Consider the following 19,589-nt stretch of genomic DNA (forward strand, 5'->3'; position numbering starts at 1 on the left):
CTTTCGTTCGTCAACATCATAGGCTGCCTGCGTCATGCAGGAAGCCAATTTGTCAGGTAGCGCCAGCCGCGGGCTCCTCGCCGTCGAGCACGCGCTTCAGGCGCTCGCCGTCGAGCGCGCCTTCCCATTTGGCAATCGCGATGGTCGCCACCGCGTTCCCAATCAGATTGGTCGGCGTCAGCCCCTGCGACATCAGGCGATGGATGCCGAGCACCAGCGCGACGCTCGTCACCGGAATCGTGCCCGTGGCCGATAGCGTTGCCGCCAGCACGACAAAGGCGGCGCCCGCGATTCCCGCCGCGCCCTTGGACGTCACGAGCAGGATCAACAGCAGTTCGATTTGTGCAGCGAGGCCGAGCGGCGTGTTGGTCGCCTGCGCCAGGAACACCGAGGCGGCAGCGAGATACAGACAGGTGCCGTCGAGATTGAAGGAATAGCCAGTCGGAATGACCAAGCCGACCACACTCTTCTCGCAGCCAGCCCTCTCCAGCTTGGTCAGCATCCGCGGCAACACTGTTTCCGACGACGTCGTGGCGATGCAGATCAGCAGCTCTTCCCAGATGTAGCGGATCAGCTTGAGCAGCGAGAAGCCGCACAACCGCGCCACCGGACCGAGCGCCACGATGATGAAGATCACGCAGGTGAGATAGAAGCCGCCCAGCAGCTTGCCGAGCGAAGCCAGCGAGCCGACGCCGAACTTGCCGACCGTGAACGCAATCGCCCCAAACGCACCGATCGGCGCCGCCCACATCACGAAGCCGACCACGGCGAACACCATTTTCGCGGCGATGTCGATCAGGCTGACCAGCGGCGCGGCGCGCTCGCCGAGCTGCACCAGCGCGAAGCCGCAGAGCACCGCGATGAAAAGCACCTGGAGGATATTGCCCTCCGCGAAGGCGCCGATGAACGTCGCGGGCACGATGTTCGTCAGGAACGGCACGAAGCCGATGACGGCGGTCTGCTTGACGTAGGGCTCGATCGTGCTGGCATTGATGCTGGCGGGATCGATGTTCATGCCGGCGCCGGGCCTGAGCACATTCACCGCGACGAGACCGATGATCAGCGCTATCGTGGTCATGATCTCGAAATAGACGATGGCCTTGATCGCGACGCGCCCGACCCGCGCCATGTCGGCCATGTGCGCGATGCCGTGCACGACGGTGCAGAAGATGATCGGCGCAATCAGCATCCGGATCGCCTTGATGAAGGCGTCGCCTAACGGCTGCATCTTGGCGCCCGCTTCGGGATTGATGATCCCAAGCGCGATGCCGGCGGCCATGGCGATGAGCACCTGGATCCAGAGCTCTTTCCACCAGACCCGCCCGCGCGGCTTGTCGATCGCCATCGCGGTCATTCGTCGAACCCAAACAAGCGCGCGGGATTGTCGACCAGAATCTTCTGCTGGAACTCCGGCTCCGGTGCAAACAGCGGAATCAGGTCCACGAGGTCGCCGTCATTCGGCATTGCCTTGACGTTGGGATGCGGCCAGTCGGTGCCCCAGATGATCCGGTCGGGCGCGGTCTCGACGATCTTGCGCGCAAAGGGTACCGCGTCCGTGAACGGCGGACCGGCTGAGGACACGCGCTCAGAGCCGCAGATCTTGACCCAGCATTTCTCGTCACGCTGCATCAGCTCGATCAGGATCTTGAACGGCAGCTGGTCGAGCCCTTCGGAAGCTTTCACCCGCCCCATGTGGTCGATGGTATAGCTCAGCGGCAGCCTGGCCAACATGTCGGCATATTCGGGCAGATCGATCGCATCGAAATGCAAATCGATGTGCCAGCCGAGCGGCGCGACCATCGCGATGACGCGGCTGAACACGCTCTTGTCGGGAACGCCACCGAGATGGCGGACGAAATTGAAGCGGCAGCCGCGGAAGCCGCCCTCGTGCAGCACCTGGAGCCCGCGCTCGGTGATGGTATCGTCGATATTGGCGACCGCACGATAAGCGCCGTTGCTCTGAGCGATGGCATCGAGCGCGACCGTATTATCGATGCCGTGCACGCTGGCGTTGACGATGACAGCGCGCTCCACGCCGAGCTTGGCGTGCAACAGCTTGAAATCTTCGAGCGGAGCGTCCGGCGGCGTATAAGAACGATCCGGCGCGTAGGGGTATTTTGCGCCGGGTCCGAAGATGTGGCAATGCGCGTCGCACGACAGCTTTGGCAGCTTGAACTTTGGCGTGCGCGTGTTCGGATCGGGCGGTGGAATGGTCGGCGTGTACATCATCGTCATCAGCTGAATTTGAACAGGCGCGCGGGATTGTCGACCAGCAGCTTCTGCTGGACCTTCGAATCTGGCGCATAAAGGGGAATCAAGTCGACGATCTCGCCGTCATTCGGCATGAACTTGACGTTGGGATGCGGCCAGTCGGTCCCCCAGATCACGCGATCGGGCGAATTGTCGATCAGCGCCTTCGCGAACGGCACGGCGTCGTGGAACGGCTTGCCGACGGCGGAAGCGCGCTCGAGGCCGGTGATCTTGACCCAGCACTTCTCGTCTTTCTTCTGAAGGTCGAGCAAGGCGGTGAAGCCGGGATCATCGAGCCCCTTCCCCGCCTGCACCGTACCCATGTGGTCGATCACGTAGGGGGTCGGCAGCGCAGTCAGGATCGGCGCGAATTCGGCGACCGTACCGGGCTCGAAATAGACGTCGATATGCCAGCCGAGTTCGGCGACGCGATGTACGATGCGCTGGAACTTGTTCATATCGCCGACGCCGCCGAGGCGCTTGAGGAACGCGAAGCGGCAGCCGCAGATGCCGCTCTTGTCGAGCGCTGCCAGCTCCTTCTCGGTCATCTCGTCATTGACGTTGGCGATGCCCTTGTAGGCGCCCTCGCTCTGCGCGATGGCGTCGGTGACGACGCGGTTGTCGGTGCCGTGCACGGTGGCATTCACGATGACGCAGCGCTCGACGCCGATCTTCTCATGCACGCTGCAGAACGTTTCCAGCGGAGCGTCAGCTGTGTTGTACGGGCGCTTCTCGGAAAAGGGATAGCGGGACGCCGGCCCGAAGATGTGGGTGTGGCTGTCGCAGGATTTGGGCGGCAGCTTGAACGACGGTGCCTTGGGATTTGGGTCTGGCGGCGCGATCGTCGGTATCTGGACCTTGGGCTCGGCCCCTTGCGCACGCGCGTTGTTCGCGACCACCGCGCCGGTCAACCCGGTCAAAAGATGCAAGCACTCTCGCCTGTTCATTTCCTCAACACCCCGTCACATGTCCGCTTGCGAGCGGAGGCACGATGCCGCGCCTCTCCCCGCGCGATTTCTGTCAGGTCTTACTGGTTGAAACAGCTCGTCGCCGCGCCGGCGCGGCCTGATCCAAGGCCGGCGCCTGGAACGCAGCTACGGTAGCCTGCACCAACTGCTCGATGGCGCTGGCGGCATCGCTGCCATCAGCCTCGCCGCGTGACAGCCGCGAGACACGATCCGGTGTCACCAGTGAATAATAGAGTGCGCCGAGCAGGAAGTGGCTGCGCCAGACGATGTCGGTGCGCGGAATGTGCGGCAGGCTGTCGTGGATCGCATCGATGAAGGCGTGACTGGTATCGTCGAACGTCTGCGCGATGATTTTTCGCGCGACTTCGTTGCCCTCGGCCGACATCACGGCGCGGAGTCGCGTGAAGCGCGCCCCACCGCCTGCGAGATCGCTGCCCGAGGTGAAGGCCGGCAGCACATAGGCCCGCACGATTGCTTCCAGCCGGTCCTGAAGATCACGCACCCGCTTGGCGGCGGCGAGCAGCTCGGAGCGACGCAAGTTCATCGGCCCGCAATGCCGCCGGTAAATCTCCAGCAGCAGACCGTCCTTGGTCTTGAAATGATAGGTCACGCTGCCCGGATTGGCCCCGGCGGCCTGGGCGATGTCCCGCACCGAGACGGCGTTGAAGCCGTTGGTGGCGAACAGCTCCTCGGCCGCGGCGAGGATCGCCTCGCGCATATTCGGCTTGCGGGCCGTTTCCTTGCTGGTGGACTTGCGTACCATGTGATTTGTACTATCGTACAAAAGATCAGGTCTCGTCAACAAAAACGATGGCAGCGTCCGGAACGGCCCTGAAGACCGCGGGTCGGGACGCGAACGCCTTCAAGGAGTGCTGGATAATGCTGGGTTTGAACACGAAGATCGGCCGCCTGATGCTCGGCGCCGGTCTGCTACTGACGGCGAGTGCGGCGCAGCCCGCCGAGAACTATCCAAGCAAGCCGGTCCACATCCTCGTGCCCTACGCGGCCGGCGGCGCGGTCGATGTGCTCGCGCGCACGCTCGGCCAGGCGCTGGCCGAGACCTGGGGACAGCAACCCGTGATCGACAACCGTCCGGGCGCCGGCGGCATTGTCGCCTCGCAGGCGCTGACGCAGGCCGCGCCCGATGGCTACACGCTGATCCTGGTCGCGAGCGGACATCCGCTGAACCAGTTCATCTATCCGAGCGTGCCTTACGACACCTTCAAGGATTTTACCGCGATCAGCGAAGTGGCCTCCTCACCGCTCGCGATCGTGGTGGCCAAGGACAGCCCGTACAAGACGCTCGGCGATCTCCTGGCCGCAGCGAAGAAGGAGCCGGACAAGCTCTCCTACGGCATGTCCGGCAACGGCACCTCGGCGCATCTCGCCGGCGAGCTCTTGAAACACATGTCCGGCACCAAGATCGTCGCGATCCCCTACAAGGGCGGCGCGCCGGCGCTGACGGCCGTGATCGCGGGCGAGATTCCGCTCAGCATCAATCCGCTCGCGGAGGCGATCGGTCAGCTCGACGGCGGCCCGGTGCGCGCGCTCGCCGTCACCTCGGCCAAGCGCTCAAAGGTGCTGCCTGACGTCCCGACCATCGCCGAGTCCGGCGTGCCTGGCTACGACGTCTCGGTCTGGTGGGGCGTTCTCGGTCCAGCCAAGATGCCGCCGGAGATCGTCGCGAAACTCGAGACCGATTTGAAGGCGGCGCTGCAGGATCCGAACGTGCTCTCCACACTCGGCAAGATCGGCGCAGCCCCGGTCGGCTCCTCCGCCAAGGATTTTGACGCCTATATGCACGCCGAGGCGACCAAATGGGAGCCGGTGCTGAAGGCCGCCGGCATCCGCGCGCAGTGAGGCTCTCCAGATGAGAACCGCTTCCAGGCGCCTTGCGCGCACCGCCCTGCTCGCCATCGCCGTCACCGTCCTGCTCGGCGCACCCGCACGCGCCGATGGCGAAGCGAAACTCCTGGCGCCGAGCGGCACTTTGCGCGTCGGCATCTATCCCGGCAGCCCGACCTCGATGGTGACAGATGCGGCCGGCAAGCCGCACGGCCTCGCCTACGATCTCGGCGGCGAGCTGGCAAAACGGCTCGGCGTCGGCATCGACTATGTCAGGTTTCAGCGCGTCGCCGATATCGTCACCGCGATCCACGACGGCCAGGTCGATTTCACCGTGACCAACGCCACGCCGGCCCGCGCCAACGACGTCAGCTTCAGCCAGCCGGTGCTGGCAATCGAGCTCGGTTATCTCGTCCCAGTGAATTCGCCGATCGGCAAGATCGAGGATATCGACAAGCTAGGGGTGAAGATCGGTGTCACCAAGGGCTCGACCTCCGAGCGTACGCTACCAGCCAAGTTCAAGAACGCGACCATCGTTCCCGCCGAAAGCGTCAAGGTCGCTGTCGGCATGTTCAGCCGCGGCGAGATTGATCTCTACGCCACCAACAAGCCGACGCTGTTCGAGATGTCCGACCAGATGCCGGGCTCGCGGATTCTCGACGGCAATTGGGGTGCCGAGCATATGGCCATCGCGATCCCGAAAGGTCGCGAGGACGCACTCCCGCTACTCAACCGATTTGTCGCTGAAGAACAGTCCTCCGGCGCGCTGGATACGATCCAGCAGCAAGCTGGCTTACGCGGCGCGGCCAAGACTCACTAGCCGCCATTTCAATTCCGTGCGTTTGCCCGCATCTTCTCCGGCGCATCGGAGCGCCGCAGGACGTCGATGTCATCGCCGCCTCCCGACGGGATCAGGATCGCGCGTTCGCGCGGCAGCGCTTCCGGCATCTCATCGCGGATGAAGGCGATCAGCTTTTCCCGCATCTCGCAGCGCAGATCCCAGGATTGCGGCGCATTCCGCGCGCTGACCAGCGCACGAAGCTCGATGGTACGCGAATCCGCATCGATCACCTGTAGATTGACCACCGCGCCATCCCAGAGCTTTGACTCCTTCACTGCCCCTTCGAGCCAGCGCCGGATGCGGGGCACGTCGGCGCGGTAGTCGACGTGCAGGGCAATCACGCCGATCAGGGACGCGGTATCGCGCGTCCAGTTCTGGAACGGCTTTTCGATGAAGTAGGACAGCGGCACCACCATGCGGCGCCAGTCCCACAGCCGGATCACGACATAGGTCGCGGCGATGTCCTCGACCCAACCCCACTCGTTCTCGATGATGACGGCATCTTCGATGCGGATCGGCTGGGTGATGGCAATCTGCAAACCCGCGATCAGATTGCTGAGCAGCGGCCGCGCGGCAAGACCGACGATGATACCGGCGGCGCCAGCGGAGGCGAACAGGCTGACGCCATATTGCCTGACCGAGTCGAACGTCATCAGCGCCGTCGACACCGTGATGATCACGATGATGGTGTCGGTCACGCGCTTGAACACGCGCACCTGGGTGACATGCTTGCGCGCAATGAAGTTTTCGGTGACATCGCGGAAATTCTGCAAGTACCGCGCCGCGCTCATGTCGACGATCCGAATCGAGATCCAGCCGATCAGCGCGATAAAGGCGACGACGAACAGGCGCATGAGCGGCGTTCGGATCGTATCGTCGAGCGGCGCAAGCGGCAGCACCAGCGCGACGGCAGCAAGACATAACGCCAGCTGGGCCGGGCCGGAGGTTCGATCGATGAATACGGCGATGAGAGGCAGGCGGGTTCCGAAGGCGCGACAGAGCAGCCACACGCCGACGCGGTAGACGGACAGGGCGAGCAAGATTGCTCCGGCAATAAGGCCAAGGCCGATAAACCATGACGGTATCCACCCGAACATCCTGTCGATGTCGGCCATAATCGCTTGCGAATTCATTCACGTCCCTAAGAATTACGTTCGCGTCAGCCCTCAACGTGTTCACGGCGGCTTCGCTCCCCCGCTCAGTGCAATGCAGCATCCCGCTGATGCAACCATCTTCGAACTGCGCTATGTCTAGGCAATCATGACTCGACGTACCGGCAGCGCCGACCTGCCCCTCCACACCGGCCGGGTTCCGCATTGGCTTGCGAGCCGCATGGCTTCGCTCGGCGCGATCGTGACGCAGGCGATCGTGGTTCATTACGGACGCGACGCGTTCCTCCAGCGGCTCTCGCATCCGTTCTGGTTCCAATCGTTCGGCGCCGTGATGGGGATGGACTGGCACTCCTCCGGCATCACCACTTCCGTGATCGGGGCACTCAAGCGCGGGCTCGGCCCGCTCCAGGACGAACTCGGAATCTATGTCTGCGGCGGCCGCGGCCAGCATTCGCGCAAGACTCCGGACGAGCTGTTGCAACTCGGCAACCGCGTCGGCTTCGATGGCGCAAAGCTCACGCGCGCCAGCCGATTGGTGGCCAAGGTCGACAGCGCCGCCGTGCAGGACGGTTTTGATCTCTATCTGCACGGCTTCTTCGTCACCGCCGACGGCAAGTGGACCGTCGTGCAGCAGGGGATGAACGGCGACAAGCGGCAGGCCCGGCGCTATCACTGGCATTCCGAGGCGCTGAAGAGTTTTGTCGATACGCCCCACAGCGCGATCGACGGCCCGCAGCAGGGCGAGATCGTCAATCTTACCGACCATCGCGCCGACGTCTCGCGCAACGCGCAGCTCGAGCTGTTGAGCGATTTCGGCCCCGATCGCATCCTCTCTGAATTCGAGCGGCTCACCGGGACTGCGCCCGAGCCAGCGCAAGCGATGCTGCCCCACCTGATCATGCCCGCGCATCATGATGTCCGGCCGAAAGACGTGTTCGCGCGCCGCCTGCATGGCACGCTGCTAGCTGCCGCCGAGCGCGGCCCGGTCGATTTCCCGGAGCTGTTGCTGACGCCCGGCGTCGGCGCGCGTACCGTGCGCTCACTCGCGATGGTCGCCGAGATCGTGCACGGCGCGCCCTATCGCTTCAAGGATCCCGCGCGTTTCTCGCTCGCCCATGGCGGCAAGGATCGCCATCCCTACCCCGTTCCGATCAAGGTCTATGACGAGACCATCCGCGTGCTGAAGGGCGCGATCCAAAGTGCAAAACTCGGCCGCGAGGAAGAAATGCAGGCGATCAAGCGCCTTGACGATCAGGCACGACGGCTTGAACGGACCGCAAGCGGCCCGTCGGTCGAGGCCTATATTGCCGGCGAGCGCGCGGCCTCGCCGGAACTCGACGGCCGATCCGTGTTCGGCTGGGAGCGCGATCTGGCTTCCGCAAAAAAGCGGACCAGCTGAACACCGGTCCGCAGCGAGTCGGTCGAGGGAGGATACGATCGGCGTCGTGGTTCTCAGGTCTTAGTCGTCGTCATGTCCCAGCCGGTTGGCGGAATGGTCCTGATACTGCTCCGTCTGGATTGATTTTCCGTCCATGCCGCGCAAGTCGGAATGTTGAGCCTTGTCCCGGTTGGACAGCACCATGTTGTCGCCAATCTTCTCTTTGGAGATTTTAGCGAAAGCGCCGGTGCCGTTGCCTTTGCCATGCATGCCCGATCTGAAGTGGGTCTTGCTGCCATTCCCAACTGGCATTCGGTTTCTCCTCTTGCAATTATCCGCTAGTCATTCCTGCGATAGGCGACCGCCCTGCTCGGTCGGAGCGCCGGCGCGACGCGGCGTATCGTCCTGGGAGCGCAAAGCCTCATCCAGTTCTCGTGCGTTAGGGAAATCCGGCTTGCGTTCGAGAATACGCCGCTGTTGTTCGTGCGTCTTTTTGCCCTGCATCATGGTCTTCGTCCTCTGCGAGGGGCTCCGCTATGCGCCACGTCCTTGTCGATGCCGCCGGCGAAGTTTACGTCGTTCTCCAGATCGCCTTCGATCGTGTTCTCGCCGAGCGCATCCTCGACATCGTCGGGGGACGCGGCCGCCATGTTCGCGCCTTTGGACCCGCCGATGAGCGGGTTCTGGCGAAGATCCTTGCTTGTCGGGGCGTTCAGTTTCGCGTGCTTGCTGCTCATGATCGATCAGCCTCCACCCTTGTCTGCGGGATCGTGCCTGTGACGGGAATCACGTTCGCCTCCACCGCCGGAGACACGGCTGTGACTGCGCTGCGGATCGTCAGGCGGCGGCTTCTTGACTTCGAGCGGCGCCTTCGCGTTCTCGTGCGACGCGCCGGGCCCGCCCTGACGAATGCTGTTAGGTGTCTTCGTGGATGTCGACATGGATGCGGCCCTCCTCAGCGATCTTGTTGATAGCCTTGATTGGTCGTGTTCTGCCTGATGTTGCCCTGTTGTCCCTGCTCGTTCGGGTTCTCCACGCGTTGCCGGCCGTGTGGTGCCTTGTCGGCCGACATTTGCTTGTCGTCACCAGTTCCCTTTCGGCTTTGATTGTCCGGCGGAACAGGTGGCATTTTGCTGGTCATGATGCTGCCTCCTGAGAAGTGTGAAGGCCTGCGGTGCCGGTGGCGGAACTCGTGCCGGCCATCATCGCCGCGAGGTCTTACTGACAACCGACGTCACCGCGCCTCGTTCCTGGCAGGTCGCGTACCGTAATGTTTCGCAGGACCGCGTCAGTTCACCTGAGCAGGGGAACGATCGCCTCTCGCGAGCGGCGCAGCCACATCGTATGTTCCGCCTGTCTCTGCCATCACGGGAAGTTTCGCAATCGCGCGGAGGCCCGGTCGCCTGCGCCAATGAATCTGCGATGGATCGACCGCAAGACCAAGCCGCGGCCAGCGGGTGAACAGCGCCTCGAGCGCGCAGGCCCCTTCGATCCGCGCCAGTTGGTGGCCGAGACAGAAATGGATTCCAGTGCCGAAGGAAATGTGGCGGTTCGGCTTGCGCTCGAGATCGAGCTGCTCGGGCCGGTCGTGCACCGCCGGGTCCATGTTCGCCGCGGCGAGCATGACCATTACGCGATCACCCTTCTTCAGGCGTACGCCATCGAGCTCGACGTCCCGCCGCACATAGCGCGGTTTGGAAAACTGCACCGGTGAGACGAAACGCAGAAACTCCTCGACGGCGAGCCCGACACGGCTCCAGTCTTCTTCCAGCCAGTCACGCAGGTCCGGATTCCTGAGCAGCTCGTAAATCGAGCCGCTGATGAGATGCGTGGTGGTCTCCGAGCCTGCCGCGAGCAGCAGGAACACCATCGAGACCATTTCGTTCGGCGTAATCTTGCCGCCCTCGCGTTCGACCTGAACCAATTCGGCGATCAGGCCTTCGCCGCCCCGATTGCGCGCGATCTGCAATTGCTCTTCGAGATAGCCTCGCATCTTGCGGAATGCGAACAGCAGGCGAAAGAAGCTGATGATGTTCGTCAGCGAGGACATCGCATTGGCCCACGCGATAAAGCGCGGGCGGTCGGCCATCGGCAAGCCAAGCAACTCCGAGATCACCGACAGCGGCAAGATCCGCGCATAGCGCGCGACGAGATCGGTCGGGCTTCCGCTCGCGAACAGCTGATCGGCCAGACCGTCGGCAATGGCGCGGATGCGCGGCTCCATCGCGACGATGGCACGGCGGCGAAAGGCTTCGTCCACGATGCTGCGCAGCCGCGAGTGATCCGGCTCGTCCATCGTCAGCATGTTATTGGCGATGGTCCTGATCAGCTTCGGCATCCACCAGCGCAGGCCGGCAACGTCGCCATCTTCCTTGCGCAACGTGAAGATCGTGCCGTCCTTCAGCACCTGCGCGGTGGCGTCATGCGTGGTGGTGATCCAGACATCGCCGATGAGAGGAAAGCGCGTCGCCACAACGGGACCTGAGGCCCGCAGGGTCGCGATGACCTTCGGCGGATCACGAAAGAAGGCCTCGCTGGTGAAATCGAGGCGCGGTGCCATTGGGATCACCGGAATGATTGGTGGCGCCTCGACGAGATGGTGCGCGAGACGGCAGGCGCAAGAGCGGGAACCGGCTTTCTCGCGTAGCGGGATTAACCCCGCCCCGGTGTGCGCGGGCCGGCCTTGCGGTGCTGCTGCGTGTAGGCGTCCCAATGGCTCCAGCTGCCATTGCTGAGGCTTTGCAGATCGGTGCCGAGTGGACGGCGTGTGCGCTTGTCGTGGTCCGCAATCGCCCGTTCAGACTGGGCAATCTTGCGCTTGAGGTCCCCGATCGTCTTCTGAGTCTGGCCTTCGCGCTTCGAGGACGCGATCTCGCCCATCGTGAAGCGCGCGGTTTCCAGCGCCTTCAACTCGGCGCGATTCTTCTTCAACTGAACCCGGTGCCAGGCGATGTTGCTGTCGCTGTCCGCAACCATGTGGGAACTCCGCTGATTCGCTCCCACAGTGTATCAAGCGCCGAATCGGCGCCGCAATGCCCACGCGGCGGCGAAAATGCGGTCTATTCCGGGCTTAGCGCTCAGCGAAGGCCTTCTCGACCACGAACTGGGCCGGCTCACCGTGATTGCCCTCGACAAAGCCGCGCTCGCCCAGGAGCACGCGGGTATCGGTGACCAGCGCCGGGCTGCCGCAGATCATGACGCGGTCATGGGCCGCTTCCAGCGCCGGCAGGCCGATATCGGCAAACAGCTTGCCCGACGTGATGAGGTCGGTGATGCGGCCGCGGTTGCGGAAGGGGTCGCGGGTCACGGTCGGGTAATAGATCAGCTGGTTGCTGATGTACTCGCCAAGCAGTTCATCTTTCGGCAAGGTCTCGGTGATCATCTCGCCGTAGGCGAGCTCCTTCACCCGCCGGCAGCCGTGCAGCAGCACCACCTTCTCGAAACGCTCATAGGTCTCGGGATCCTTGATCACGCTGAGGAACGGCGCGAGCCCGGTGCCGGTGCCGATGAGATAGAGGTTGCGCCCCTCTTCCAGATTGTCGATCACCAGCGTGCCGGTGGCCTTGCCGCTGACGATGATCTCGTCGCCTTCCTTCAGATGCTGGAGCCGCGAGGTCAGCGGGCCGTCCGGCACCTTGATCGAGAAGAACTCCAGCGTCTCCTCGTAATTGGCGCTGGCGACGCTGTAGGCCCGCAGCAGCGGCTTCTCGCCGACCTTGAGCCCGATCATGGTGAATTCACCGTTACGGAAACGGAAGGTGGGGCTGCGGGTGGTCTTGAAGGAGAACAGCGTGTCGGTCCAGTGGTGGACGCTCAAAACGCTTTCCTGATTGAAATTGCTCATCTCAGCTTCCCTGTCGCGTCAATTCACGGTTCCGAGGCCGGCAGCTATGCGTCGTTTGTATACGATCATTCGTATACTAATGAATAATCCCGCTTGATCCCGTGGTCAAGGCTGCCCAAGATCGAAAGCGTTGCAGTAAAGGACAAGGACCCCTTCCATGGCGCATGACGCCCCCCAGGCCACCGGACCCTCGAAGCTCGTGATCCGCAATATCGGCCTGATCCTGTCCGGCGCGCTGGAAAAGCCGATCCTGGACGGCGACACCATCGTCGCCGAGAACGGCAAGATCACCGCGATTGGCCGCCTTGGGGATCTCGACACCGAAGGCGCGACCACCGTCGTCGATGCCAACGGCACCACCGTCACTCCCGGGCTGATCGACAGCCACGTCCACCCTGTTGCGGGCGACTGGACGCCGCGGCAGAACCAGATCAACTGGATCGACAGCTCCCTCCATGGCGGCATCACCACCATGATCTCGGCCGGCGAAGTGCACATGCCCGGCCGCCCCCGCGACGTCGTTGGCCTGAAGGCGATGGCGATCTTCGCCCAGCGCGCGTTCTGGAATTTGCGTCCGGGTGGCGTGAAGGTTCATGCCGGCGCGCCCGTGATCGAATGCGAGATGGTCGAAGAAGACTTCAAGGAATTGGCCGCCGCCGGCGTCAAGCTACTCGGCGAGGTCGGCCTCGGTGGCGTCAAGGACGGCCCGACTGCACGCAGGATGGTGGGCTGGGCCCGCAAATACGGCATCCAGAGCACCATCCACACCGGCGGCCCCTCGATCCCCGGCTCTGGCCTGATCGACAAGGACGTGGTGCTGGAGGCCGACACCGACGTCGTAGGCCACATCAACGGCGGCCACACCGCGTTGCCCGACGACCAGATCCGCTGCATTTGCGAGGGCTGCAAGCGCGGGCTCGAGATCGTTCATAACGGCAATGAGCGCTCGGCGCTCTACACGTTGCGCATCGCGCGCGAAATGGGCGATTTGCACCGCGTCATTCTCGGCACCGACGGGCCGGCCGGCTCCGGCGTGCAGCCGCTCGGAATTTTGCGCATGGTCTCGATGCTGTCCTCGATCGGCGAGCTACCGGCCGAGATCGCGTTCTGCCTCGCCACCGGCAACACCGCGCGGATGCGCGCACTCGACTGCGGCTTGATCGAGGTCGGCCGTGCCGCCGATTTCGTCATCATGGACAAGGCGCAGCACTCGCCCGGCAAGTCCATTCTGGAGAGCGTCCAGCTTGGCGACCTCCCCGGCATCGGCATGACCATCATCGACGGTATCGTGCGGACGCAACGCAGCCGGAACACGCCGCCGGCTGGCAGGGTGCCGGAGGTGGTGGCGAAGTAGCGACATACTCCGCTGCTGTAGGGTATGTTAGCCCTGCGGCTGCGCGAAGCGCAGTCCGCCGGCGTAACCCGCCAACTTCGCTCGGCAATCGCGGAAGCATGGTGGGTTACGCCAAGGGACTGCGCTTCGCGCAGCCCGGCGCTAACCCACCCTACGACACCGACTTCACCGCAGCTTGTTCAACAGCGCCATCAGCGTCTCGCGCTCCCTGGCATCGAGCGGAGCGAGTGTTTCGCGGGTGATGGCAAGCGCGTTCGGCGCCAGCTTCTCGGCAAGCTGCTGGCCGGCGCGCGTCAGGCTGACCAGGAGCCGCCGTCCGTCCTCCGGGTCCTGGCTCGTCTCGGTCAGACCGCGCGCCGTCAGCCGGTCGATCACGCCCTTGATGGTGGCGACATCCATCGACGTCAACCGCCCGAGCTGGTTCTGCGAGCACGGCCCGGTCTCGGCGAGTTTCGACAGCGCCGCCCATTGCGTCGGCGTCAGGTTGGTGCCGATGTCGCGCGAGAAGATCGAGCTGTGGCGTTGCCAGACCTGGCGCAGGATGAAGCCGACCTGCTCGTCGAGCACGTAAGGCGGCTTGCCCTGCTTCACGCTCTTCTTCGCCGCGACGCTTCTCGCCATCCGCTCCCCGCCCCTCACAACGACAGATGCGCGTCGCGGATATCCGGACGCGCGTCGAGCTCGGCCATGGTCCCGCCGAAACAGATGCGGCCACGCTCGATGATATAGGCGCGATCGGAGATCAACCGCGCGAAGTGCAGATTCTGCTCGGAGACGACGATGCTGACGCCCTCCTTCTTCATGGTCAGGATGGCATCGACCATCTGCTCCACGATCTTCGGTGACAGGCCTTCCGAGGGCTCATCCAGCAGCACCAGCGACGGATTGCCCATCAGCGTGCGCGCGATCGTCAGCATCTGCTGCTCGCCCCCGCTCATGCGGCCGCCCGGCCGTCCCTTCATCTCGCCGAGATTGGGAAACAGCGTGAACAGCTTGTCGCGCGTCCAGTACGGTGCATTCGGGCGCTTCGGCTGGCGGCCGACCTCGAGATTCTCCTCCACCGTTAGATCGGTGAAGATGCGTCGTTCCTCAGGCACATAGCCGAGCCCCTCGCGTACGATCTCATGGGTCGGACGTACCGACACGTCCTTGCCTTCGAACATGATGCGGCCGGTTCGTTGCGCGACGAGGCCCACGATCGAGCGGAACGTCGTCGATTTGCCGGCACCGTTGCGGCCGAGCAGCGCGACCACCTCGCCCTCGCCGACCTCGAAACCGATGTCGAACAGGATGTGCGCCGGGCCGTAGTGGCTGTTGAGGTCCTGCACGGTGAGCTTCATGCCGACGCCCCCTTACGATGCCCGGCATCGTAAAGCAGGCCCTCGCCGAGATAGATCGCCTGCACCTGCGGATTGCCGCGCACCTCGGTCGGCGAGCCCTCGGCAATCAGCGTGCCGCGGTTGAGCACGATGATGCGGTCGGCATGCTCGAACACCACGTCCATATCGTGCTCGGTGAAGAGCACGCCGATCGATTTCTCCCGCGCGATTTGTGCGGTGAGCCGCATCAGCTCGACACGCTCGCGCGGCGCCATGCCGGCGGTCGGCTCGTCCATCAGCAGCAGTCTCGGCTGGTTGGCGAGCGCCACCGCAAGCTCGAGCCGCTTGAGATCGCCATAGGCAAGCTCGCCGCAGGGACGATCCGCATAGCCGCCCATGCCGACCAGCTCGAGCAGTCGCCCGGCTTCGCCGCGATCAAACTTCGGCGCCGAGCCCCAAAGATTGAACAGCTGCTTCTCATGCGAGATCAGCGCCACCTGCACGTTCTCGCGCACGGTCATGGTGGCGAACGTCGCGGTGATCTGGAACGTGCGTCCGACGCCGAGCCGCCAGATCTCACGCGGCTTCTTGCCGGTCGTCTCTTCGCCGAGCAATCGAACATGGCCCGTATCAGGCTTGTTCTGGCCGTTGAGCATGTCGAAGCAGGTGCTCTTGCCCGCGCCGTTCGGACCGATCAGCGCCAGAATTTCGCCGGCGCGCAGCGAGAACGAGACGCCGCGCACGGCGTGAATGCCGCCGTAGGATTTGGTCAGGCCTTCGACCGCGAGAAGTGGAGGTGCGACGCTCATTCGGCGGACTCGATCGGCTTGGCAAGCAGGGAGGATCCCGGCGGCGAGGCCTTCCTGCGCCGCTGCGCCAGCATCTCCAGCATGCCCACGATGCCCTTGGGAAAGACCACGACGATCAACACGATGAAGCCGCCGAGCACCAGTTTCGACAGATCGGTCTGGCTGATGAGCCAGATGCTGAGCGCCTTGTAGACGATGGCGCCGATCACCGCGCCCGACACCGTCTCGACGCCACCGAGCAGCACCATGACCAGCGCATCGACGGAGAGCGAGATGCCGAGATTGTCCGGGAAGACGCTGCCCTTGAGGTAGGCGAAGAGCGCGCCGCCGATGCCGGCGGTCGTGCCCGCGATCACAAAAGCCGTCCATTGGATTCGCTTGGCGTTGATACCGACCGCCTCGCTGCGCAGCACCGAGTCACGCGTGGCGCGGAGCGCGTAGCCGAACGGCGAGAACACCGCGATCCGCAAGGCGATCGTCACCACCGCTGCGACACCGAGCGCGAGCCAATAGAAGTGCGACGGGCTTGCCGCCCATTTTTCCGGCCACACGCCTAAAATGCCGTTATCGCCGCCGGTCACGCTCACCCACTGGAAGGCGATCGACCAGACGATCTGCGCGAAGGCAAGCGTCAGCATGGCGAAATAGACGCCGGAGAGCTGCACGGCGAAGAAGCCGAACACGGCAGCACCCATGCAGCCGAGCAGCGGTCCGAGCAGCAGGCAGACGATCATCGGCAACCCCGCCATCTTGGCGAGGAAGGCGACGCCATAGGCGCCGAGGCCGAAATAAGCGGCGTGGCCGAAGGATGCGAGCCCGCCGACCGACATCAGGAAGTGCAGGCTGACGGCGAAGATCACGAAGATCGCGATCTCCGAGCCGACAGTCAGCGCATAATTGCCCGCGAACAGCGGCAGCGTCGCCGCGATGACGAGCGCTGCCAGCGCCGCCAGCCGCTCATTCGACGTCAGCGGCCGCCAGGGATTGACGGTAAGGCCCGGCGTCTTGCGCGCGGGCGCCTCGGGCTTACCGAACAAGCCCCAGGGCCGCACGATCAGCACGGCCGCCATCACCAGGAAGACCAGGATGATGGAAATCTTCGGAAAAATCAGAATGCCGAAGGCGTTGAGCTCGGACACCAGCACGGCCGCGACGAAGGCGCCGATGATGCTGCCGAGGCCGCCGATCACGACCACGACGAAAACCTCGACGATGATCCGCAAATCCATTGCGTGATGCACGGCGTCGCGCGGAATCTGGAGAGCTCCCCCGAGCGCGGCGAGGAATACGCCGACCGCAAACACGCTCGTGAACAGCCATTTCTGGTTGACGCCGAGCGCTGCGACCATGTCGCGGTCCTGCGTCGCCGCCCGCACCAGCACGCCCCAGCGCGTGCGCTGGAACAGCAGCCAGAGAATGCCGAGCACGACAGGGCTGAGCACGATCAGAAACAGATCATAGCTCGGGATGTTCTGGCCGAAGAAATCGATCGCGCCCCTGAAGCCCGGGGCGCGGCGGCCGACGAGATCATCGGGCCCCCAGATCAAGACCACGAGATCCTCGACCATCAGGGTCAGGCCGAAAGTCGCCAGCAGCTGGAACAACTCCGGTGCATGATAGATGCGGCGAAGCAACACCATCTCGACCAGCACGCCGATCAGCGCCACGGCAACGGACGCCATGACGATCGCGCCCCAGAAGCCGAAGGCACCCGACAGGCGCTCCGTCAGCGTGAAGGCGATGTAGGCGCCGATCATGTAGAAGGCGCCATGCGCGAAGTTCACGATCCGCGTCACGCCAAAGATGATCGACAGGCCCGAGGCCACCAGGAACAGGGACGCCGCGCTGGCAAGTCCGGTCAGAAACTGTACGACGTAAAAGGCCATCGGCGGTCCGAGTTAGATGGTGTCGTAGGGTGGGTTAGCCTTGCGAATGCGCGAAGCGCAGTTCGCTGGGCGTAACCCACCACCTTTTCTCGTGTGGCACCGAAAGTGGTGGGTTACGCCTTCGGCTAACCCACCCTACGGCAGCGGAGATCAATCCTTCGGCCTAAGCTTCTCGACTTCGGCGTCGCTCGGCAGATAGTCCGAGCCCTTCTTGTAGACGGAGTCGACCATCACGCCCTTGCCGTCCTTCAGCGCGGTCTTGCCGACATAAGCACCGAGCGTCGACTGGTGGTCGATCTTGCGGAAGGTGATCTCACCGAGCGGCGACGGCACCGACAGCCCCTCCGCGGCGGCAATCAGCTTATCCGTATCGGTCGAGCCGGCCTTCGCGAGGATGGCGGCCGCCGACTTGATGGTCTGGTAACCGACGATCGAGCCGAGGCGCGGATAGTCGTTGTATTTGGCTTGGTAAGCCTTGAGGAACGCATCATGCTCGGGCGTCTTGATCGAGTACCAGGGATAACCGGTGACGATCCAGCCTTCGGGCGTCTCGTCCTTGAGCGGATCCAGATATTCCGGCTCGCCAGTCAGGAAGGAAACGACCTCGCGTCCCTTGAACAGACCGCGAGTGTTACCCTCGCGCACGAACTTGACGAGGTCCGCACCGAAGGTGACGTTCAGGATCGCCTCCGGATTGGCCGCGGCGAGCGCCTGCACCACCGGACCCGCGTCGATCTTGCCGAAAGGCGGCCACTGCTCGTCGACCCACTGGATATCGGGCCGCTTCTCCGACATCAGCTTCTTGAAGACGGCAACCGCCGACTGGCCGTATTCATAATTCGGCGCGATCGTCGCCCAGCGTTTGGCCGGCAATTTGGCCGCGGCCTCCGCGAGCATTGCAGCCTGCATGTAGTTCGACGGGCGCAGACGGAACGTGTACTTGTTGCCCTTGGCCCACGTGATCGCGTCGGTCAGAGGCTCGGCCGCGAGGAAGAATACCTTCTTCTGGTTGGCGAAGTCGCTGACCGCAAGACCGATATTGGACAGGAACGTGCCGGCCAACATCGCGACGCCATCGCTCGAGACGAGTTCGTTGGCCGCGGTTTGCGCGTCTGCCGGCTTGCCGCCGTCGTCCTTGGAGATGACGACGAGCTTCTTGCCGTTGATGCCACCGGCCGCGTTGATCTCCTCGACCGCGAGCTGCCAGCCCTTGCGATAGGGCTCGGTGAAGGCGGGCAGCAGCGAATAGCTGTTGATCTCGCCGATCTTGATGTCCTGCGCCATGGCCGAATGAGCCATGCCGCCCGCCAGAAGCGCGAAGGCCGCGCCGACGAAATAGTTTCTTGCTCGCATCCCAACCTCCAGTTTTGAACTCTAGCGTCTTCTATCTCAAACCGTCTTCGCCCTTGACTTCGGCAACCGTTAGCCCGCCGACGCGTGGCAGCGGACGGCCGCTGTCGGTGACGGCGACCGCGACCATGATCTCGTTGGCGCGCGGCGCATCGTTGATTTGCACTTCCATGCCGTCGAAGTGACTGCGCACGAAGGCCGCATCCTTGTGCCCGAGCGGAATGTCGAGCGTCGTGCCGGGACCGCTGCGCTTCTTCGACGACGGGATCAGCGCCGCGCCCTTGCTCAGCACCTTGCGTACCGGCGCACCCATCTTGGGGTGCAGGATCGCGGCGGCATGCTCCAGCTCGCCGTTCTCGCCGACGGCCGCGGCCTTGCCATAGCTCTGCGCCTTGGAGCCGTCGATGCCGAGCGCGGCCACCGCGCGCTTCGACAAGAGCTCGCCGAGCTCCTCGCCGATCGCGACCAGTGGCGAGAGATCCTCGACGTATTTTCCGGCGAAGGGATTCTCGATCACGGCGATCGCAGCCGCGCGCCGGGTCGGCGGCGAGACCTGGCGGCCCATCTCCATTTGCGTCTCTTCGACGACGGTGACGATCTTGCGGATGATCGCGCTCATGATTGTTTCCTTAA

The 19,589-nt window shown here is 63.8% G+C and carries 23 protein-coding genes; 4 read left to right on the top strand and 19 right to left on the bottom strand.

Translation table 11 applies throughout. The annotated features are described in order from the left end of the window. Positions 1 to 52 precede the first annotated feature (52 nt). The 4 genes from dctA to JJE66_RS22575 form a co-directional block, all read right to left on the bottom strand. Entirely contained in the window at positions 53 to 1,354 is a 1,302-nt protein-coding gene (gene dctA / locus JJE66_RS22560; RefSeq protein ID WP_200516687.1) for a C4-dicarboxylate transporter DctA, read from the bottom strand. Continuing rightward, on the bottom strand, positions 1,351 to 2,235 hold the full coding sequence (locus tag JJE66_RS22565) for an amidohydrolase (protein ID WP_200516688.1): 885 nt from the start codon (positions 2,233 to 2,235) through the stop codon (positions 1,351 to 1,353). The genes dctA and JJE66_RS22565 overlap by 4 nt, the downstream gene beginning before the upstream one ends. After that, positions 2,235 to 3,197, bottom strand: a complete 963-nt coding sequence (locus tag JJE66_RS22570) for an amidohydrolase (protein ID WP_200516689.1) — start codon at positions 3,195 to 3,197, stop codon at positions 2,235 to 2,237. Before JJE66_RS22570 ends, JJE66_RS22565 begins: the two co-directional genes overlap by 1 nt. Before the next feature lie 73 nt (positions 3,198 to 3,270). Next, positions 3,271 to 3,981, bottom strand: coding sequence for a TetR/AcrR family transcriptional regulator (locus JJE66_RS22575; protein WP_200516690.1), 711 nt, complete (start codon positions 3,979 to 3,981; stop codon positions 3,271 to 3,273). Positions 3,982 to 4,097: 116 nt separating this feature from the next. Here JJE66_RS22575 and JJE66_RS22580 point away from each other — a divergent pair, with 116 nt between their 5' ends. Continuing rightward, positions 4,098 to 5,078, top strand: coding sequence for a tripartite tricarboxylate transporter substrate binding protein (locus JJE66_RS22580; RefSeq protein WP_200516691.1), 981 nt, complete (start codon positions 4,098 to 4,100; stop codon positions 5,076 to 5,078). A gap of 10 nt (positions 5,079 to 5,088) precedes the next feature. Continuing rightward, on the top strand, positions 5,089 to 5,883 hold the full coding sequence (locus JJE66_RS22585; RefSeq protein WP_200516692.1) for an ABC transporter substrate-binding protein: 795 nt from the start codon (positions 5,089 to 5,091) through the stop codon (positions 5,881 to 5,883). An 8-nt stretch (positions 5,884 to 5,891) separates the two neighbouring features. On the opposite strand, the gene JJE66_RS22590 is transcribed toward JJE66_RS22585, so the two are convergent. After that, positions 5,892 to 7,037 (bottom strand): mechanosensitive ion channel family protein, encoded by a 1,146-nt coding sequence (locus tag JJE66_RS22590; protein WP_200516693.1) that lies wholly within the window; start codon positions 7,035 to 7,037, stop codon positions 5,892 to 5,894. 127 nt (positions 7,038 to 7,164) lie between these two features. Here JJE66_RS22590 and JJE66_RS22595 point away from each other — a divergent pair, with 127 nt between their 5' ends. Further along, entirely contained in the window at positions 7,165 to 8,415 is a 1,251-nt protein-coding gene (locus JJE66_RS22595) for a DUF763 domain-containing protein (protein ID WP_200516694.1), read from the top strand. A 60-nt stretch (positions 8,416 to 8,475) separates the two neighbouring features. Here the strand turns inward: JJE66_RS22595 and JJE66_RS22600 are convergent, their stop codons facing one another. The 8 genes from JJE66_RS22600 to JJE66_RS22635 all read right to left on the bottom strand — a co-directional run bounded on the left by JJE66_RS22600 (position 8,476) and on the right by JJE66_RS22635 (position 12,238). Then, the gene (locus JJE66_RS22600) at positions 8,476 to 8,706 is read right to left on the bottom strand and encodes a hypothetical protein (protein WP_200516695.1); all 231 of its coding nucleotides are present in this window, start codon (positions 8,704 to 8,706) and stop codon (positions 8,476 to 8,478) included. Between the two features lie 30 nt (positions 8,707 to 8,736). Next, a complete protein-coding gene (locus tag JJE66_RS22605) occupies positions 8,737 to 8,901 on the bottom strand; it encodes a hypothetical protein (protein WP_200516696.1) in 165 nt (54 codons plus the stop codon). Further along, complete coding sequence (locus JJE66_RS22610; protein ID WP_200516697.1) at positions 8,898 to 9,131, bottom strand: hypothetical protein; 234 nt, start codon at positions 9,129 to 9,131, stop codon at positions 8,898 to 8,900. Before JJE66_RS22610 ends, JJE66_RS22605 begins: the two co-directional genes overlap by 4 nt. A gap of 6 nt (positions 9,132 to 9,137) precedes the next feature. Continuing rightward, positions 9,138 to 9,335: a hypothetical protein gene (locus JJE66_RS22615; RefSeq protein WP_200516698.1), complete on the bottom strand. Its 198-nt coding sequence runs from the start codon at positions 9,333 to 9,335 to the stop codon at positions 9,138 to 9,140. A gap of 14 nt (positions 9,336 to 9,349) precedes the next feature. After that, the gene (locus tag JJE66_RS22620; RefSeq protein WP_200516699.1) at positions 9,350 to 9,535 is read right to left on the bottom strand and encodes a hypothetical protein; all 186 of its coding nucleotides are present in this window, start codon (positions 9,533 to 9,535) and stop codon (positions 9,350 to 9,352) included. Positions 9,536 to 9,682: 147 nt separating this feature from the next. Then, the gene (locus JJE66_RS22625) at positions 9,683 to 10,954 is read right to left on the bottom strand and encodes a cytochrome P450 (protein WP_200516700.1); all 1,272 of its coding nucleotides are present in this window, start codon (positions 10,952 to 10,954) and stop codon (positions 9,683 to 9,685) included. A 92-nt stretch (positions 10,955 to 11,046) separates the two neighbouring features. Next, a complete protein-coding gene (locus tag JJE66_RS22630) occupies positions 11,047 to 11,370 on the bottom strand; it encodes a hypothetical protein (RefSeq protein WP_200516701.1) in 324 nt (107 codons plus the stop codon). Positions 11,371 to 11,464: 94 nt separating this feature from the next. Further along, a complete protein-coding gene (locus JJE66_RS22635; RefSeq protein ID WP_200516702.1) occupies positions 11,465 to 12,238 on the bottom strand; it encodes a ferredoxin--NADP reductase in 774 nt (257 codons plus the stop codon). Between the two features lie 157 nt (positions 12,239 to 12,395). On the opposite strand from JJE66_RS22635, the gene JJE66_RS22640 reads away from it, so the two are divergent. Next, entirely contained in the window at positions 12,396 to 13,592 is a 1,197-nt protein-coding gene (locus JJE66_RS22640; RefSeq protein WP_200516703.1) for an amidohydrolase family protein, read from the top strand. 165 nt (positions 13,593 to 13,757) lie between these two features. Here JJE66_RS22640 and JJE66_RS22645 read toward each other — a convergent pair whose 3' ends face one another. From JJE66_RS22645 to JJE66_RS22670, 6 genes are all read right to left on the bottom strand, one after another. Continuing rightward, positions 13,758 to 14,213, bottom strand: coding sequence for a MarR family winged helix-turn-helix transcriptional regulator (locus tag JJE66_RS22645; protein ID WP_200516704.1), 456 nt, complete (start codon positions 14,211 to 14,213; stop codon positions 13,758 to 13,760). Between the two features lie 14 nt (positions 14,214 to 14,227). After that, complete coding sequence (locus JJE66_RS22650; protein WP_200516705.1) at positions 14,228 to 14,932, bottom strand: ABC transporter ATP-binding protein; 705 nt, start codon at positions 14,930 to 14,932, stop codon at positions 14,228 to 14,230. After that, positions 14,929 to 15,720, bottom strand: coding sequence for an ABC transporter ATP-binding protein (locus JJE66_RS22655; protein ID WP_200516706.1), 792 nt, complete (start codon positions 15,718 to 15,720; stop codon positions 14,929 to 14,931). Before JJE66_RS22655 ends, JJE66_RS22650 begins: the two co-directional genes overlap by 4 nt. Continuing rightward, positions 15,717 to 17,606 carry an ABC transporter permease gene (locus tag JJE66_RS22660; RefSeq protein WP_200516707.1) on the bottom strand — a complete coding sequence of 630 codons (1,890 nt, stop codon included), beginning with the start codon at positions 17,604 to 17,606 and terminating at the stop codon, positions 15,717 to 15,719. Before JJE66_RS22660 ends, JJE66_RS22655 begins: the two co-directional genes overlap by 4 nt. 150 nt (positions 17,607 to 17,756) lie before the next feature. Next, the gene (locus JJE66_RS22665) at positions 17,757 to 18,959 is read right to left on the bottom strand and encodes an ABC transporter substrate-binding protein (RefSeq protein WP_200516708.1); all 1,203 of its coding nucleotides are present in this window, start codon (positions 18,957 to 18,959) and stop codon (positions 17,757 to 17,759) included. A gap of 31 nt (positions 18,960 to 18,990) precedes the next feature. Further along, on the bottom strand, positions 18,991 to 19,575 hold the full coding sequence (locus tag JJE66_RS22670) for an amino acid synthesis family protein (protein ID WP_200516709.1): 585 nt from the start codon (positions 19,573 to 19,575) through the stop codon (positions 18,991 to 18,993). Positions 19,576 to 19,589 lie beyond the last annotated feature (14 nt).

The organism is Bradyrhizobium diazoefficiens (assembly GCF_016612535.1).
Classification (GTDB): Bacteria; Pseudomonadota; Alphaproteobacteria; order Rhizobiales; family Xanthobacteraceae; genus Bradyrhizobium; species Bradyrhizobium diazoefficiens_C.